The 16400-nt window shown below is 72.1% G+C and carries 8 protein-coding genes; 4 read left to right on the forward strand and 4 right to left on the reverse strand.

Annotation, left to right across the window (positions count from 1 at the left end; translation table 11 throughout):
• Position 1: 1 nt before the first annotated feature.
• Positions 2-496 carry a MaoC family dehydratase gene (locus GA0070608_RS23935; RefSeq protein ID WP_091636000.1) on the reverse strand — a complete coding sequence of 165 codons (495 nt, stop codon included), beginning with the start codon at positions 494-496 and terminating at the stop codon, positions 2-4.
• Positions 497-646: 150 nt separating this feature from the next.
• On the opposite strand from GA0070608_RS23935, the gene GA0070608_RS23940 reads away from it, so the two are divergent.
• The 3 genes from GA0070608_RS23940 (at position 647) to GA0070608_RS23955 (ending at position 12318) form a co-directional block, all read left to right on the forward strand.
• Positions 647-2011 (forward strand): hypothetical protein, encoded by a 1365-nt coding sequence (locus GA0070608_RS23940; protein ID WP_091636004.1) that lies wholly within the window; start codon positions 647-649, stop codon positions 2009-2011.
• Positions 2012-2204: 193 nt separating this feature from the next.
• Entirely contained in the window at positions 2205-2630 is a 426-nt protein-coding gene (locus GA0070608_RS23945) for a VOC family protein (protein ID WP_091630735.1), read from the forward strand.
• A 427-nt stretch (positions 2631-3057) separates the two neighbouring features.
• Positions 3058-12318, forward strand: a complete 9261-nt coding sequence (locus tag GA0070608_RS23955) for a carboxypeptidase regulatory-like domain-containing protein (RefSeq protein WP_091630737.1) — start codon at positions 3058-3060, stop codon at positions 12316-12318.
• 46 nt (positions 12319-12364) lie between these two features.
• Here GA0070608_RS23955 and GA0070608_RS23960 read toward each other — a convergent pair whose 3' ends face one another.
• Genes GA0070608_RS23960 through GA0070608_RS23970 form a run of 3 tightly spaced genes read right to left on the reverse strand, consistent with a single transcriptional unit; the run spans position 12365 to position 15427 of the window.
• Entirely contained in the window at positions 12365-12967 is a 603-nt protein-coding gene (locus tag GA0070608_RS23960) for a cysteine hydrolase family protein (RefSeq protein WP_091630738.1), read from the reverse strand.
• 11 nt (positions 12968-12978) lie between these two features.
• A complete protein-coding gene (locus GA0070608_RS23965; protein ID WP_091630739.1) occupies positions 12979-15063 on the reverse strand; it encodes an amylo-alpha-1,6-glucosidase in 2085 nt (694 codons plus the stop codon).
• A complete protein-coding gene (locus GA0070608_RS23970) occupies positions 15056-15427 on the reverse strand; it encodes a sterol-binding protein (protein ID WP_141719540.1) in 372 nt (123 codons plus the stop codon). The genes GA0070608_RS23965 and GA0070608_RS23970 overlap by 8 nt, the downstream gene beginning before the upstream one ends.
• Positions 15428-15618: 191 nt before the next feature.
• Here GA0070608_RS23970 and GA0070608_RS23975 point away from each other — a divergent pair, with 191 nt between their 5' ends.
• Entirely contained in the window at positions 15619-16380 is a 762-nt protein-coding gene (locus GA0070608_RS23975) for a sulfite exporter TauE/SafE family protein (protein WP_091630741.1), read from the forward strand.
• The last annotated feature ends 20 nt before the right edge of the window (positions 16381-16400 follow it).

The following is a 16400-nucleotide window of genomic DNA, read 5'->3' on the forward strand; positions in this document are numbered from 1 at the left end:
GTCAGGAGGAGCTCTCCCGGCAGCGGACCATGAAGGAACGCTCGAAGACGATGACGGTCTCGCCGGTGGACTTCGTGCCCGTCGTCTCCACCGTGATGATGCCCTGTCCGGGCCGGGACCGGCTCAGCCGCCTGTCGAGGATCCGGCTGGTGGCGTACAACGTGTCCCCGACGAAGACCGGCTCGCGCAGGCGGACCTTGTCCCAGCCCAGGTTGGCCACCGCCCGGGCCGACAGGGCCTGCACCGTCATGCCGCCGACCAGGCACAGGGTGATCCCGCTGTTGACGAGCACGCGGCCGTACTCGCTGCCCGCGCCGTAGTGCTCGTCGAAGTGCAGCGGGTGCTGGTTCATGGTGAGCAGGGTCAGCCAGGTGTTGTCGGTCTCCGAGATGGTGCGGCCCGGCCAGTGCCGGATCACCATGCCGGGCTCGAAGTCCTCGTAGTCCCCGCCGTGTTCCTCGCGGTACTCGTTGCCCTGGACATGACGCAGCGTCATCGACGACTCTCCCGTCTCGCTCGTGGACGAACCGGCGCGGTCCACGTCGGACGTGAATGTTAGTCTATGTCGATCATCGTTTCGGAGATGCCGGCCCGCGGCGAGCACGCTCGGGCGGCCGGCCCGACGTGCGACTCCGGGGAGCGTCAGATGACCGTGCGCGAGGATGTCGACCACACCGGGCTGGCCGGGCATCCGTGGTTCGGCGCCCACCAGGTGACGCCGGCCGCACCCGTGGAGACGATCCGCCAGATGCTCCGCCACGAGCTGCGGGACACCGGCTGGCCCTACCAGCGGCTGCTGCCCGCGGCGCCGATGGCCATCCCGCGCGCCTCGTCCGCCGAGATTTTCCGGGCAGCCGCCGCGCTGGTCGACCTGCTCCGCCGCACCGCCCTCGAAACGGCGCCCACCACGGCGGGCCGGCTGGCGGCCTACCGCATGCCGCAGAGCGAGAACCAGCTGTTCGTGCGGGATCCGTTCGTCGAGGAACGCTACCCGGACTGCGTGGTGCGGCCGGACGTCGTCATCGGGCCGGACGGGCCCCAGTTCCTGGAGTTCAACGTCAGCGGTGCGCTCGGCGGCGTGGTGGAGACGCACTGCCGCCTCGAGGTGTGGCGCAGGCTGCACGCCGATGCCGAGGGTCGGACCCCGTTCAGCTCCCCCGACCCGTTCGCCGTGCGCGCCGAGATGTACCGGTCGCTCTGCACCGAGCTGGGGCTGGCGCCCCGGGTGGCCATCGCCGGCAGCGCCCGGGTCGACGGCGTGCGCAGCCGCTATTTCCAGCTGGAGGCCGACTATCTCAACAACCACGGCCTGACCGCGCGGTTCTTCGAGCCGGAGGAGCTGCCGGAGGCGTGGGACTGCCCGCCCCACCTGCGCTACCCGATCGGGCTGCGCAACTTCACCATCCCGGACTGGCTGGACGCCGGCCTCGACACCACATACGTGCAGGACGCGCTGGACAACGGCTGCCTGTTGGTGGGCACCCAGACGTCGACCTTCATGCACAGCAAGCTGACCGTGGGCCTGCTGTCGGAGGGCCGGCCCTGGATGAGCGCGGCCGACCGGAGCCTCGTCGACAGGTACGTGCCGTGGACGCGGATCCTCACGGACCGCCGGACCGGTCGCGAGGGCCGCGAGGTCGAGCTGCTCCCGTTCGTCGTGGCGAACCGGGACCTGCTGGTGCTCAAGGCGGGTCTGGGCGAGAGCGGCAAGCAGGTGGTCATCGGCCGCGAGGTCGACCAGGCGACGTGGGAGTCGGCCGTCGACGAGGCCGCCGCCGAGGGCACCAGCGTGGTGCAGGACTTCGTGGCGCCGCGGACCTGCCGGGTCGCGCTCGTCGCCGATGGTGCCGACGAGCCGCACTACGCCGAGGTCGCTCCGGTGATCGGGCCGCTGCTGTTCGGCGGACGTCCGGCGGGCCTGTTCTGCCGCTACTACGGCGACGGCTCCGCCGGCATCGTCAGCGCCCGGGGGAGCGACAGCAGCTCCGACAACTGCATGGTGGCCGTCTGACCGCAGGGCGCGTCGTGACACCTGGTCCAGGCCGGTGCCGGCGCCGGGTGCGCTGCCGACAGCAGTCAGCCCGGACACGGACACCTGTGGGTGGAGGCGGCCGGCCGCCCACGCTCGTTCACGGGGCAGCGGTGTGCGGTGCCTGCGAGCGAGGGGGGCTCGTGGGAGGCTCATGGGCTGGCAGGATGGGCCCATGGACGGACGACTGGAGGGCGCGGGCTCACCACGAGAGTCCCGTCGCGACTACTGGGGTGCGGTGCTGGACGCACCCGACGCGGTGGCGCTGGCACGGTTCTACACAGAGTTGCTCGGCTGGGAGACCACGAGGGAGGAACCGGGCTGGGCCACCATTGCGCCGCCCGACGGCGTGGCCTATCTGGGCTTCCAGACCGCCGTCGGATATGTGCCGCCGGTGTGGCCGCCGGCCGAGGGCCGGCAACAGATGATGGTGCATCTCGACTTCGAGGTCACCGACCTCGCCGCAGCCGTCGCGCATGCGCTCGACCTCGGCGCACGAAAGGCCGGACACCAGCCCCAGGACGATGTCCGGGTGATGCTGGATCCGGCCGGGCACCCGTTCTGCCTCTACGTGTCCGACGGGGCGGACCCTGCTCCGTGAACGGGTTGCCGCCCCCGATCGGCCCCTCCCGGGCCTCGGCGTGCCGCCACCCGCCGTCGGGGTCGGCGACCGGACCGCGACGCTGAACGAGTCCGCGCCGAACGCCTTGCGCCCGGTGATGATGTACTTGCCGCCCTTGCGGGCGGCCACGGTGAGCGTGGCGTTCCACGACGCCCGGCTCGGTGGAGACACCGTCCATGATCAGGTCGGAACCTCGTGGACGAGGCCCGCGTGGCGTGTTCCGGCCCGTGCTTCCGAGGGCGGCGGTTCGTGGTCGCTCTCCGTTCCGCATCGGCGTGGCCGCGTGTTGCTGTAAGCAACTTTCATGCCTGGTGCCAATCGGTGTAGACAAATGCCGGCTCGACGGATCAGGATTGCTCGATAGATCAATAGATACGCGTAGGTGTCTGGCAGCAGGAGGCACGCGGTGGCGCTGCGTAGCAAGCTCGCTCATGTTCTGATCGTGGCGATGGTGTGGGGAGCACTCGGCGTCCCCGATGTGGCCGCCGCGGCGCCGAGCAGCGCCTCGACGGACGGCCGGGTCTCGTTGCGGGACGGCATCCCGGCCGGGCAACAGGCCACGGCTGCGATCGGCACCAGAACCGGGCCGGCCGCCGCGCTGGTCGGCGAGAAACCGCAGCGCCCGAAGGTCGCCCCGGAGGTGACCGAGGCCGCCGCCGACGGCAACGGCAGGGTCGGCGTCATCATCCGGCTGCGCGATCAGGTGAACCTGTCCACGGTGGCCCATCAGGCACGCGACGCGGTCGCCGCGTCCGGCGAGGCGGAGTCGCGCGGCCGGACCGTCGTCAAGGCGTTGCAGGCCAAGGCGGCCACGACCCAGGGTGGGGTTCGCAACCTGCTGGCACGTGCCGGCGCGACCAGGGTGCGGCCGTACTGGGTGTTCAACGGCTTCTCGGCGTCCGTGCCGGCGTCCGCGCTGGAGCAACTCGCCGCGAGTCCCGAGGTGGAGAGCGTCGCGCTGGACGAGCAGTACACGCTGCCGGAGACGACGCCGGGTGCGCCGCGCCTGCCGACCTGGGGCCTGGAGAAGGTACGCGCCACCGACGTGTGGGCCGACCACGGCTTCACCGGTGAGGGCGTGGTCGTCGGGATCATGGACGGCGGGGTCGACGGTGGACACCCGGCGCTGGCCGGCAGCTACCGGGGTCGCGACGGCGACCACGCGCACAGCTGGTTCGCCGCCACCGGCGAGAACTATCCGACGCCGGCCGACGGTGGTGGGCACGGTACGCACGTGGCCGGCACCATCGTCGGCGCCCCACCGGGCGACGTGACCGGCGTGGCTCCCGGTGCCGAGTGGATCGCCGTCAAGATCTTCAACGACGCCGGCCGGGCCAGCACATCGGGCATCCACGCCGGGTTCGAGTGGATGCTCGCCCCGGGCGGCGATCCGAGCAAGGCACCCGACGTGGTGAACAACTCGTGGGGCTCGGACGACACCTACGCCACCGAGTTCTGGGAGGACGTCAACGCCTGGGTGGCGGCCGGCATCTTCCCGAACTTCGCCGCCGGTAACAATGGACCCGGTCCACTGACCGTCGGCTCGCCCGCGAGCTTCCCGCAGACGTTCGCGGTCGGCGCCACCGACATCAACGACCAGATCGCCTCGTTCAGCAGCCGCGGGTCGGCCACCTGGGACGGCGTCGCGCACGTCAAGCCCCAGGTGAGCGCGCCCGGCCAGGACATCTACTCGACCTGGCCGCGGGCGCTGGATCCGGACGGTTACCACACCATCAGCGGCACCAGCATGGCCACGCCGCACGTCACCGGCGTCATCGCGCTGCTGCTCTCGGCCAAGCCGGGCCTGTCCGTGGACGCCATCCGCGAGCTGCTGACCTCCACGGCGCGGACCGAACCGCACATGGGCAGGTTGCCCAACAACGACTACGGCGTCGGTATCGCCGACGCGCGCGCGGCGGTCGTCGCGGCCCGCTTCAGCGGCACCGTCAGCGGCACGATCCGCGGCCCCCAGGGCCCGCTCGGTGCCACCGTCAGCATTTCCGAACTGGGCGTGAGCACCACCGCCGACCCGGTGACCGGCTTCTACGACCTGCGGGTCAAGGCCGGCACGTGGACCGTCCGGTTCGCCGACTACGGCTCGGTGCCGCGGGAATCGCGGGTCACCGTGACCGCGGACGGTCAGCACAAGCTGGACGTGACCCTCGCCGCCGCGGCCGTACACGACGTCTCCGGCACCGTGCGTGCCGCCGACGGCCCGCCGCTCGCCGACGCGGAGATCAGGTTCGGCGGTACGCCGGTGGCGCCCGTCTACACGGGCCCCGACGGACGGTTCGCGGCGCGGATCGCGGCCGGGACGTACCCGATGTCGGCGCAGCTGACCGGCTACGCGCGGCAGTCGGCCGAGAAGACCATCTCCGGCGGCACCACGATCGACTTCTCGTTGACCCCGCTGAACGTGGACTCGGCGCCCGAGTGGCGGGAGTACCAGAACAACCCGCGGCGCACCGGGCAGTCGGCCGAGCCGCTGACGCCCGAGGCGCTGACCCGGCGCTGGCAGGTCGACCTGCCGGGCGGGCAGGCCGTGTTCAGCTCGCCGGTGCTGGCCGGCGAGCGGATCTTCCTGGTCACCGAGGACGGCCAACTGCACTCCCGTGCCGTCAGCAACGGCGTCGAGCTGTGGCGGTTCAGGGGCGGCGGCGCGATGCGCGGCACCCCGGCGGTCGCCGGCGGCAAGGTGTACGTCGGCGGCGGCGACAACCAGGTGTTCTACGCGCTCGACGCGGGCACCGGAGCGCCGGTCTGGACGTACCCGACCGGGGATCGGCTGACCTACACCACGCCGACGGTCGTCGGTGACACCGTCTACTTCGGCACCGGTTGGGGCGAGGGCAACGGCGGCTGGGTGTACGCCCTGGACGCGCAGACCGGCGCGTTGCGCTGGCGCTCGTTCATCGGCGGGCAGATCTACTTCGCCCCGACGGTCGCGAACGGCACCGTCTTCGCCGGCAGCTTCGACGCGCGTCGGCTGGTCGCGCTGGACGCCGCCACCGGCGCGGAGAAGTGGGCCCTGACCCGCAACGCCGACTCGTTCGCCGCGATGCCGACCCACGCCGACGGTGTGCTCTACGTGGGCACCAGCAACTTCGACACGGGCGCGGGCAGCCTGCTCGCCGTCGACGCGAGCACCGGTGCCGTGCGCTGGGAGGCCAGCGGGCACGGCGACGCCTCCGGCAGCGCCCCGAACGTCCACGGCGACCTGGTCATCGCCGGATCGCACAGCAGGTCGGCGGTCGCGGCGTACGACCGGACCAGCGGCGCCCGGCGGTGGATCACCGGGGCCGGCTCGGCGGTGAGCAGCGCGATGGTGCTCGCGGACGGCGTCGTCATCGGCGGATCGCAGCTGGACCGCCGGGCCTGGGCGCTGGACGCCTACACCGGGAAACTGCGCTGGGAAGCGACGGTGTCGGACAACGTGCTTGCCGCCCCGGCGTTCGCCGACGGCAAGCTGGTCGTCGCCGCCCGCAACGGGCAGCTCTCGATGTTCGAGGCGCCGGGCACCATCACCGGCACGGTAACCGGTCCCGACGGGGCCAGGCTGGCCGCCACCGCGCGGATCGGGCAGACGGGTGCGTCGAGTCAGACCGATCCGGCCACCGGCGTGTTCACGCTGCCCCACCGGGCCGGTAGCTGGCGGCTGGACGTCTCGGCGTACGGGTACGCCGCAACCAGCAGGAACGTGGCGGTCCGGCCCGGTCGTACCGTCACCGTCGACACCACCCTCCAGCCGATCGGCACCGGCTCGCTCGCCGGCACCGTGCGCGACGAGTCGGGCGTACCCCTGGCCGGAGTGACCGTCGCCCTCACCGGCACCCCGGTGCCCACCACGGTCACCGACGACTCCGGGCGGTACGAGTTCGGGGCCGTCGCGGCGGGCACCTACGAGCTGCGGGTGACCCGCAACGGATACGCGCCGTTCCAGAAGTCCGTCGCGGTCGCCCCCGGCGAGCGCACCGTCGCCGACGCCACCGTGCAGCGGTACCAGATCGCGGTCACCGGGGACTACCAGGGCATCCTGACCGGACTGCTGACGGCGAAGGGCTACCGGGTCGAGGCGACGACGGTGGCGGCGATCGCCGACCGGGCGGGCGACTACCGGCTCGTGGTGGCGAACGGGGCGAACGACGACCCGGGCGCGGAGGTGTTCAAGCGGTTCCTGGCGAACGCGGACACGGCCGGCACCAGCGTCATCTTCCTGGACACCTGGGCCGGCGCCTACGGCTCGCTGACGCATCTGTCCCAGTACACGGGCGATCCGCAGACCGTCGGCACGGGCTACGACAAGGGCGAGGTGAGCGTCATCGCCCGGGCCGGGCACCCGCTCACCACGGGCCTACCGGTCGGCGCGCAGACCGCGCTGCTCGACAAGAACCGCGAGTACGCCTGGTTCGCCGGCTACGGCGGTCGGTCGGTCGCGGATCTGCACGTCGGGACGCTGGAGGTCGCCGGGTCAACCATCGGCTACCAGCCGCGGACCCCCGACAGCGTGCACGTGCTGCTTTCAGCCAACGGCGTGAGCCCGTGGGCCGGGCCGGGCAACGGCTGGCAGCCGGCGGCGTACACGGTCTTCGACAACGCGGTCTCGTACGCCCTGGGCGCCACCTTCGGCACGGCGGCCGGTCGGGTCACCGACGCGAACGGGGCGCCGCTGTCGGCCACGGTGACCGTGGCCGGGGACAAGGCCACCACCGCGGCGGACGGCTCGTACTCCGTGCTGCTGCCCGCGGGTGAGCACACCCTGCGGGTCGAGGCTCCCGGCTTCACCACCCGCGAGGTCACGGTCCGGGTGACGGAGCGCGGCACCGTCACCACCGATTTGAGCCTGCTCACCTCGGGTTCGGGCACGGTCACCGGTGTGGTGCGCAGCGGCGACACCCTCGTCGCCGGTGCCACCGTCACCGTGGCCGGCGTCGACCGGTCCGCGACCAGCGCCGCCGACGGGCGGTTCACCATCTCCGACGTCCCCGGCGGCACGTACTCGCTGCGGGCGACCGCGACCGGCTACGTCCCAGCATCGGTGGCCGGCACGGTGGTCGTCGACGGCCAGGTGACGACGACCGACGTCGAACTGACCCGTTCGACCCGGGTCGCGGTCGTCGGGGACGCCCGGGACGCGGTCGCCGCCGAGCTGACCACGTTCCTGAACGCCAACCACCTGACGGCCACCGCCACCGGCTGGGAGGCGGTGGACCAGCTCGATCGCTACGACGTGGTGGTGTTCAACACCCCGAGCAACCCGGGCAGGGCCGCGTTCCTGGCCGCGCTCGGCAAGCTGGATGCGGCCGGGGTGTCGGGTGTCTTCATCGAGGGCGCGACCAGCGCCGCCAGCGGGGCCGGGCTGCTCCGTACCCATCTTGGCAACCCGACCGGCCGGTCGTTCGAGTCCACGGACGGGTACCCGATGCTGTACCCGACCGACGCGACGCACCCGGTGTTCGCCGGTGTCAGCACACCGCTGCGCATCATGGTCGCCGACGAGTGGGCCGGCTACTACACCGGACATACCGGATTCAACCTGGCCGACTTCGGCACCAGCACCAGCGGTGTGCTCGGCGGTGGCGTCTCGTACGAGCCGCGCACGGCGACCAGCGTCCGGCTGCTGCTCTCCGGGCTGTCGGCCAGCAGCCTCGCCAGCCCGTCGAACGGCTGGAGCGTCGACGGCAAGCGGGTGTTCCTCAACGCCGTCGGATGGGCCGCCGCGCCCAGACTGGCGGGGTACGACGCCGAGATCACCGGCGTCGACGGTCAGGGCGTGGCCGGGCTCAGCGCCCGGATCGTCGAGACCAACACCGCCGCCCAGGTCAGCGACACCGGCCGGATCTCCCTCGCGCACCCGGCGGGCACCTACACCCTCGAGGTGAAGGCGTTCGGCTACCAGACCCACACCCGGCAGGTGACGTTGACCGCAGGCAAGGTCGAGGACGTCCAGATCGCCCTCACCTCGGGGGAGGTCGGCACGATCACCGGCACGGTCACCGACCGGCAGACCGGTGCGGCCCTGGCCGGCGCCACGGTCCAGCTGGACGGTGCGCCGCGCACCACGGTCACCGGCCCCGACGGCCGGTTCAGCCTGACGGAGGTGGAGGCCGGACGGTACGCGGTGCGGGTCAGCGCGGCCGGTCACGTACGCCAGGTCTTCCCGGACGTCGTGGTGACCAAGGGCGCGGGCACCGCCCTGGCCCTCGGGCTGCGGCCGTCGCCCAAGGTCGCCGTGCTCGGCGACCACGAGGGCCGGGCGAAGGCGCACCTGGCCGGATGGGGTTACCAGGCCGCGGACCTGGCCTGGACCGACGTCTCGGCGGTGGGGAACTACGACCTGGTCCTGGCCAACCTGGCGGCGAATTCGGGCACTGACCCCGGCGCCGCCGGGTGGGCCGCGTTCGAGGACGCCATCGTCCGGGCCGACGTGCCGGTCGTCTGGCTGGACCAGTACGGCCGCGGCGCGATCAAGTACCTGACCAGGTACGACGGCGACCCGCAGGTCCGCGCCGAGGACCGGCTCGACGGCCCGACGCAGGCGAAGGTGCTCGCCGACCACCCCCTCACGGCCGGGTTCCCGGCCGGGTCCACGGTGCCGCTGACCGCCGACAACGCCGAGTACAGCTACTTCACCGGGTTTTCCGGGGTGACGGTGGCGAACCTGGTCACCGGAGCCCAGGGCGAGCGCGGTGGCACCATCGGCTACCGGGGCCGGTCCGCCGGCTCGGTGGACGTGCTGCTCTCCACCATGTCGATCAGCACCTACGGCTACCCGGCCACCGCCGACCAGCCGGCAAAGAACTGGACCCCGCAGACGGAGCTGCTGTTCCACAACGCCCTGCGGTACGCGCTGGACGCCCCGCCGCTGGCGGCGACCGTGCGCGGCACGGTCCGGTCCAGCGCGACGGGTGAACCGACCGCGAGCACCGTCACGGTGGTCGAGACCGGTGCGACGGCGACGGTCCGGGCCGGTGACGGCAGCTATGCGCTGCCGTTGCAGCCGGGCACCTGGACGCTTCGGGTGGGCACCTTCGGCCACCAGGACGTCGAGCGCTCCGTGACCGTCGTCGGGGGCGACACCCCGACCGTGGACATCACGCTGCCGGTCGCTGCCAGCGGCACGATCGAGGGCACCGTGCGGACCGCCGAGGGCGCCCCGGTCGCCGGGGCGGCGGTGACCGTGGAGGGCACCCCGCTCTCCGGGGCCACCGGGGCGGGCGGCACCTACCGGATCGCCGGCGTACCGACCGGCAGCCACTCGCTGCGGATCCACGCCGAGGGGTACGGCATCGCGCAGCGGCCGGTGACCGTCCAGTCCGAACAGCGCGTCGTGGTCGACGTGGAACTCGCGGCGGCCCGGGTGCTGGCCGTGGCCGGCGACTCGGCCAAGGGCGAGATCGCCGCCCTGCTGTCCGCCGACGGGCACCTCGTCCGGAACTGGAACTGGGCCGACATCCACCTGCACGTCCCGGAACTGGGCAAGGTCGACGCGGTGGTCCTCAACGGACAGTCCCCGTCGCCGACCGCGGCCGAGCTGAACGCGTTCCTGACGGCCGCGGCCGAAGCCGAGGTGTCCGTCATCATGGCCGGACAGTGGGGTTCCGGCGCCGTCCGGGCGGCCCGTACGGCCCGCAATGATCCGAGCGGCGTCACCGACGGCTTCACCGACGACGGGATGGCCATCACCTACACGCCGTCGGCGCCGCACCCCATCTTCGCCGGATTCGAGGTCGGCAAGCCGATCCCGCTGATGCGCAACCCGCAGGGCAACGCGCAGCAGTGGCAGTGGTTCTCCGGCTACTCGGGCGAGACCATCGCCAGCATCGGTGAGGAGAACACCGGTGACCTCGGCGGCGGGGTGGGCGTCAAGTTCACCTCCCCGTCCAGCGTGGAGATCCTGCTCGCGGGGCTTGCCTCCGGCTCGTACGGCAGGCCCGGTGACCGGTGGACGCCGGAGGCCGTGGGGATCTACCTGAACGCGGTGAAGTGGGCGCTGGACGCGAGCCAGGGTGGGCTCGTCGGCACCGTGACCGGCGACGGAGCACCGCTGGCCGGAGCGGAGGTACGCGTCGTCGAGGCCGGCCTCACCACCAGGACCGGCGCGGACGGTACGTTCCGGCTCGGAATGCCGGGCGGGACCTACACGGTCCAGGTCAGCGCGCTCGGATTCGTCCGGCACGAGGCCACGGTGACGGTGAAGACGGGTGAGACGCTCACGCTGCCGGTGGCGATGGTCCCGGTGCCACGCGGGAGCATCTCGGGCACCGTCACCGACACCGACGGTACGGCGATCGCCGGGGCCCGCCTGGTGGCGAGCGGCCCGACCGCCGGTGAGGCGATCTCGGACGCCGACGGGCGGTACACGCTCGCCGGCCTGATCCCCGGCGACTACCAGCTCGTCGTCGACGCCAAGCACCACCTGACGGGGTCCGCCAAGGCGACGGTGGTGGCCGACCAGGCTGCCACGGTGGCGGTCCGGCTGAAGCCCACCGACGTCGCGGTGCTCGGTGACGTCGGTGGGGCACTGACCGGTTTCCTGCGCGGCGAGGGCGTCGCCGCGGAGGCGAACGACTGGTCGGGGACGTTGACCAGGCTGCCGGCGTACCGGGTGGTCGTGGTCAACGGGGGAGACCCGACGGAGCAGGAGTTCGACGCGCTGGTCTCGGCCGCGGACGCCGCCGAGGTGAGCCTGGTCTTCACCGGCACCTGGGGTGCGGCCAACGGCGGCATCCGGCTGCTGGAACGGTACGGCGACGGGGCGGTCACGGTGGGCGGGCAGGGCTACCGCAACGGGCCCGTGGGGCTGGTCGGATTCGACCGGAAGCACCCGGTGTTCGCCGGCATCGCCGACCCGGCGGCGATCGTGGCCCCGGACGGCTACTGGAGCGATCTGGCCAGCTACTCCGGGACCTACCTGGCGAACCTGTCGGTCGGCGGCGCGGAGGGCAACTCCGGCAAGGGCGTCGCGGTGGCGTACGACTTCCGCACTGCCCGGAGTATGCATCTGCTGGTCAGCGTCGGCGCGGTGAGCACGCTGATGGGCCCCGGCCACGGCTGGACGGAGGACACCGGACGGCTGGTGCGCAACGCGGTCGCCTGGGCCGGGGACGCGGTGCAGGCGGTGCCGGCGCGGCCCGTGCTGACCGCCCCGGTGACGAAGGTGTCGGCGGAAACCGTCACCCTCACCGGCTCGGCCGAGTTCCGGTCCACGGTCGACATCCGGCGCAACGGTGTCCCGGTGGGCACGGCGGTGACCGGCCGGGACGGGCGGTACGCCGTCGAGGTGCCGTTGCGCCCCGGTGCCAACCGGTTCACCGCGGTGGCGACCAACCACGCCGGGGCGTCGGCGTCGTCGAGGCAGGTCACGGTGATCCGCTACACGGGCCGGTTCACCTTCGCCGGCCTGAACGGAAACGGGACCACGGTGGCCTTCGTCGAGTTTCTCGACGGCACCCGAGGCCCGGTCCGGGTGGATGACGGGGTGACCCTGGTGCTGCGGGACACCAACGGTGCGGTGGTCCGCGAGCAGCCGATGGAATGGGACCGCAGGGGAGAGCGGTACACGACGAGGCTCACGAAGCTGCCGAAGGGTGAGTACACCGTGCAGGTACGGGCCACCGTTGACGGCTGGCCGATCCCGTTGGACGGGGGGAAGATCACCCGGGGTTAGCGTCGCGGGCGCACCCACCCCCGACCGTGGCCGCCTGTCCGGGTCCTCATCCGGACAGGCGGTCGACGACCTCAGCGGTGGTGACCACCTCGCCGAACAGGCCAAACGTCTCCAGGCTCACCCGGTGCGCCTCGTCGGTCGCGGCGGTGCACGCGTCGGAGACGACCACCGGCCGGTAGCCGAGGTTGACCGCCTCGAAGAGGGTGCCGGTGACGGAGAGGTTGGTGGCGACGCCGGTGAACAGGACGGTGTCCACGTTCCTGCGTCGCAGGACGGTGTCCAACTCACTGCCGAAGAAACCGGTGAGCCGGACGTGGGTGATCACGATGTCGCCGGCCTCCGGCGCGAGTTCGTCGATGATCCGGGTCTTCGGCGTGCCCTCGAGGAAGGCCTGTCGCTCCTGGATCATGGCGAAGCTCGGCGCGTTGGGGATGAGAGCCGGGTAGCCGGGTTGGTGGGCGACCCGGGTGTAGACGACGAGGCCGCCGCTGGCGCGCACCGCCGTGGCGACCCGCGCCGCGTACGAGGCGACGCGGTGTCGGGACACCTGTTCGGCGAAGAACGGACCGAACACCCCGTCGGGACTGACGACCTCGTGCTGCCAGTGGACGCCGACGACGGCGGTCCGCAGCGGGTCCAGTTCTCGCATCGTCCCTCCCGTCACGGGCCGGAGAGCTGCTGTGGCGCCGGCTGGTAGCCGCGTCCGCCCGAGCCGGCAGGCCCTCTGCCGTACGCGTCGAGGCGCCCCCACCGCCCGGGGATGTCGAGCAGCGCCACGTAGTCGAGGTTAGCGGGCAGGACGGGCCTGATCACGAGGTCTTCGCCGACCGGGCGCAGCCCGAGCATCGTTCGCAACAGCAGCAGGGTGGCACCGGCGGACCACGCCTGCGGGCTGCACGCGGTGGGATAGTTGACCGGATACTTGGTCTCGGCCCGGCTGTAGCCGGCGAACGCCTCGGGCAGCCGGCCGTCGTAGAAGACCGCCGCGTCCAGGATCCCGGCGGCGATCCGGGCCGCCTCGTCGGCGTATCCGTAACGGCGCAGGCCCCAGGCGATGAACGAGTTGTCGAACGGCCAGATGGTTCCGTTGTGGTACCCGATCGGGTTGTAGCGGCCCGCGCCCTCGGCCAGCGTACGCACCCCCCAGCCGCTGAACAGGGCGGGCGACATCAGGTGCCGCACCAGGGCGGACGCCTTCGACTCGTCGACGATGCCGCTCCACAGCAGGTGGCCGATGTTGGACGACAGGGCGTCCACCTGCCGGCCGTCGCCGTCCAGCGCGAGGGCCATGTACCCGCCGTCGGCGATCCAGAAGTCGCGGTTGAAGCGCCGCTTGAGGTCGGCGGCCTCCCGTTCCAGCCGGTCCGCGTACCGCGGGTCGTTCCAGACCGTCCGGGCGAGCCGGGCGGTGCGCATCTTCGCGTCGTACGCGTAACCCTGCAATTCGCAGGTCGCCCTGGGGAAGCCGGGCAGCCGTCCGTCGTGGTACGAGATGCCGTCCCAGGAGTCCTTCCAGCACTGGTTCTCCAGGCCGTTGCGGGTGTTGCGCCGTTCGTAGGAGATGTAGCCGGTGCCGGTCAGGTCGGCGTAGTCGTCGATCCAGTCGATCGCCGCCCGCGCCTGCTGCTCGACGGAGCGGACGAGCCCGGTGTCGCCGGTCCAGCGTTCGTACTCGTCGAGCAGCACCAGGAACAGGGGAGTGGCGTCGGCGCTGCCGAAGTAGGGGGTGTGCGGCGTCTCCTCGAACACGCTCAGCTCCCCGTACCGCATCTCGTGCAGGATCCGGCCGGGCTCCTCCTCCCGGAAGTCGTCGACCCGACTGCCCTGACGGAACGCGAGCACCCGGAGCGTGGTGGCGGCGAGTTCGGGCACGAACGGCAGCGCCTGGAGGCTGGTGAGGATGCTGTCCCGGCCGAACAGGCTCATGAACCAGGGCAGCCCGGCGGCCGGCACGCTCCTGTCCTCGGCGAGGAAGGGGCTGAACCGCAGCGCGGCCAGGTCGATCAGGCTCCGCCGGTACGCGCCGCGCAGGGGCTCCCAGCCGGACTCCAGCCGGGGCGCCTCCGCCAGCCATCCGGTGAGCCGGCGTTCCTTGTCGAGGGAGCCCGTCACCCGCCCCGGGATCGTGAGCCGCTCCAGCCCTCTCGGCATCGGCAGGTCCGGCTCGGCGGTCAGTCTGGTCCGCCACCGGCTGTGCGGTTCGAGGTGGACGGTGAGCGTCAACCCCTCGTCGTCGACCTCCACCGGCGTCGTCGCCGAGACGATCGTCTCCCGCCTGAACCGTTCCCGCTCGTAGCCGAGGATGAGGCGCCCGTCGTCGACGCGCCGGTAGTGCCGGCCCTTCTTGCGGGCCGTCGCGTCCTTGACCTCGAAGACGTCCGCGAAGTCGGCGTCCACCTCGACCCTGACGGTCAGGTCGACCGGCTGACTGTCGTGGTTGATGATGGTCAGTTCCTCGTGCAGGCCGGCGGCGAGCGTGTGCACCCGACGCACCGAGAGCGTGCTGTTGACGTAGACGTCCTGGTGGCCGGGGACCAGGTAGAACCGGTTCTCGAAGTAGTGGATGTCGTCGATGGCGAGGGTGCTCAGCCGCTCCCCGTCGATCGTCAGCACCCACTTCGACAGCAGCCGCGTGTCGTGGGCGAACAGTCCGAGCGGGGTGTCGGGTGACGCGTCGATGTCGCCGACGCGGTCACAGACCATGAAGGTCGTGCCGTCCAGGATGCCCACCTGGTCGTCATCCATGGTCACCTCCCCGACGTCGGGACCCCCGGGACGTGGGCGGCGGCGGGAACAGTTTCCGGACCGTCGCGAAGATCCGGGGGCTGCCCGCCACGGCGGCCTCGCCGCGCAGCACGGTGGTCAGGAAGTACGCCTCGCCGCTGGCGATCCGGTCGAACACGGCCCCGTCCGCCTCGACGACCGCGTCTCCGCCGGTCGCCTGTTTCGACACCGTGATGTCGCCCCTGTCGATGGCGACCAGCCAGTGGTCGGTCCGGCCGTCGCGGCTGATGTCGAAGCGCACGCTGCCCTCGTCGATCGCCGTCAGGCGACGGTCGTGTCCCCGGCGCGCGAGGCCGTCGAAGAACTCCTGGGTGGCATCCGCCATCGCGACCTCCTCACCGGCCACCACATTTCCCCCGAATCGCGGCTTCCGCCTCACCCCGAAGGGGTGAACTTCGCCGGCTCTCCGCCGTCCGGGAGACAGGGGCAGAACCGGCGTCGGACCGCCGCTGTGACGCGTGGGACGGCCGGCGGACATCGCCCGGTCGGCCGGCACCGCCACTAGCCTGGGACCTGATGGATTCCATCCAGGCAACGCTGCTCCTCGTCGCCGGTGTCGCCACGGGCGCCTTCAACGCGGTCGCGGGCGGCGGATCCCTGATCGCCTTCTCGGCGCTCATGGGTGTCGGCGTGCCACCGCTGACCGCCAAACTGACCAGCACGGTCTCCGTGTTTCCCGGCAACGTGGCGAGCGTCGTGGGCGGGCGCCGGGACCTGCCGCCCCGGGCAGACGCCCGGCGCGTCCTGCCCGCGGCGGTCCTCGGCGGCGTCGCCGGGTCCGTGCTGCTGCTGGTGACGCCCACCCGTGTCTTCGACGTGATCGTGCCGTTCCTGGTGATCGCCGCCTCGGCCGTTCTCGGCCTGCAGGACCGACTGGACGGGCTGGTCCGGCGCTCCGCCCTGCGGCACGGACGGGAACACCCGGCGGCCCTGCAGGCGTCCATCGCCCTGGGCGGCGTCTACGGCGGTTACGTCGGTGCAGGGTTCGGCATCGTCCTGGTTGCCACCCTGGCGCTGCTGCAGCCCGAACCGCTCACCAGGATGGTCGCCCTGAAGAACCTGCTGTCGGCAGTCATCTCATTCGTGGCCGTCGTGCTCTTCGTCTTCTTCGGCACCGTCAACTGGGCGGCAGTGGGAATCCTGGCCCCGGCGACCGTCGTCGGCGGCTACGCCGGGGCACGCCTGCTCCGCAGGCTGCCCGGCGGCCTGCTCAGGGCGGTGGTCGTCACGTTCGGGGTGCTCTTCGGGCTGGTCCTACTGGGCCGCAACGTCCTGTAGGCCGGGAACGGCGGCGGCCC

The sequence above is a fragment of the Micromonospora peucetia genome, assembly GCF_900091625.1.
Classification (GTDB): Bacteria; Actinomycetota; Actinomycetes; order Mycobacteriales; family Micromonosporaceae; genus Micromonospora; species Micromonospora peucetia.

Bases quoted from the DNA above. Each gene is read 5' to 3' on its own strand.
- GA0070608_RS23935 (WP_091636000.1), bottom strand. From the start codon at position 496: ATGACGCTGCGTCATGTCCAGGGCAACGAGTACCGCGAGGAACACGGC.
- GA0070608_RS23940 (WP_091636004.1), top strand. From the start codon at position 647: ATGACCGTGCGCGAGGATGTCGACCACACCGGGCTGGCCGGGCATCCG.
- GA0070608_RS23945 (WP_091630735.1), top strand. From the start codon at position 2,205: ATGGACGGACGACTGGAGGGCGCGGGCTCACCACGAGAGTCCCGTCGC.
- GA0070608_RS23960 (WP_091630738.1), bottom strand. From the start codon at position 12,967: ATGCGAGAACTGGACCCGCTGCGGACCGCCGTCGTCGGCGTCCACTGG.
- GA0070608_RS23965 (WP_091630739.1), bottom strand. From the start codon at position 15,063: ATGGATGACGACCAGGTGGGCATCCTGGACGGCACGACCTTCATGGTC.
- GA0070608_RS23970 (WP_141719540.1), bottom strand. From the start codon at position 15,427: ATGGCGGATGCCACCCAGGAGTTCTTCGACGGCCTCGCGCGCCGGGGA.
- GA0070608_RS23975 (WP_091630741.1), top strand. From the start codon at position 15,619: ATGGATTCCATCCAGGCAACGCTGCTCCTCGTCGCCGGTGTCGCCACG.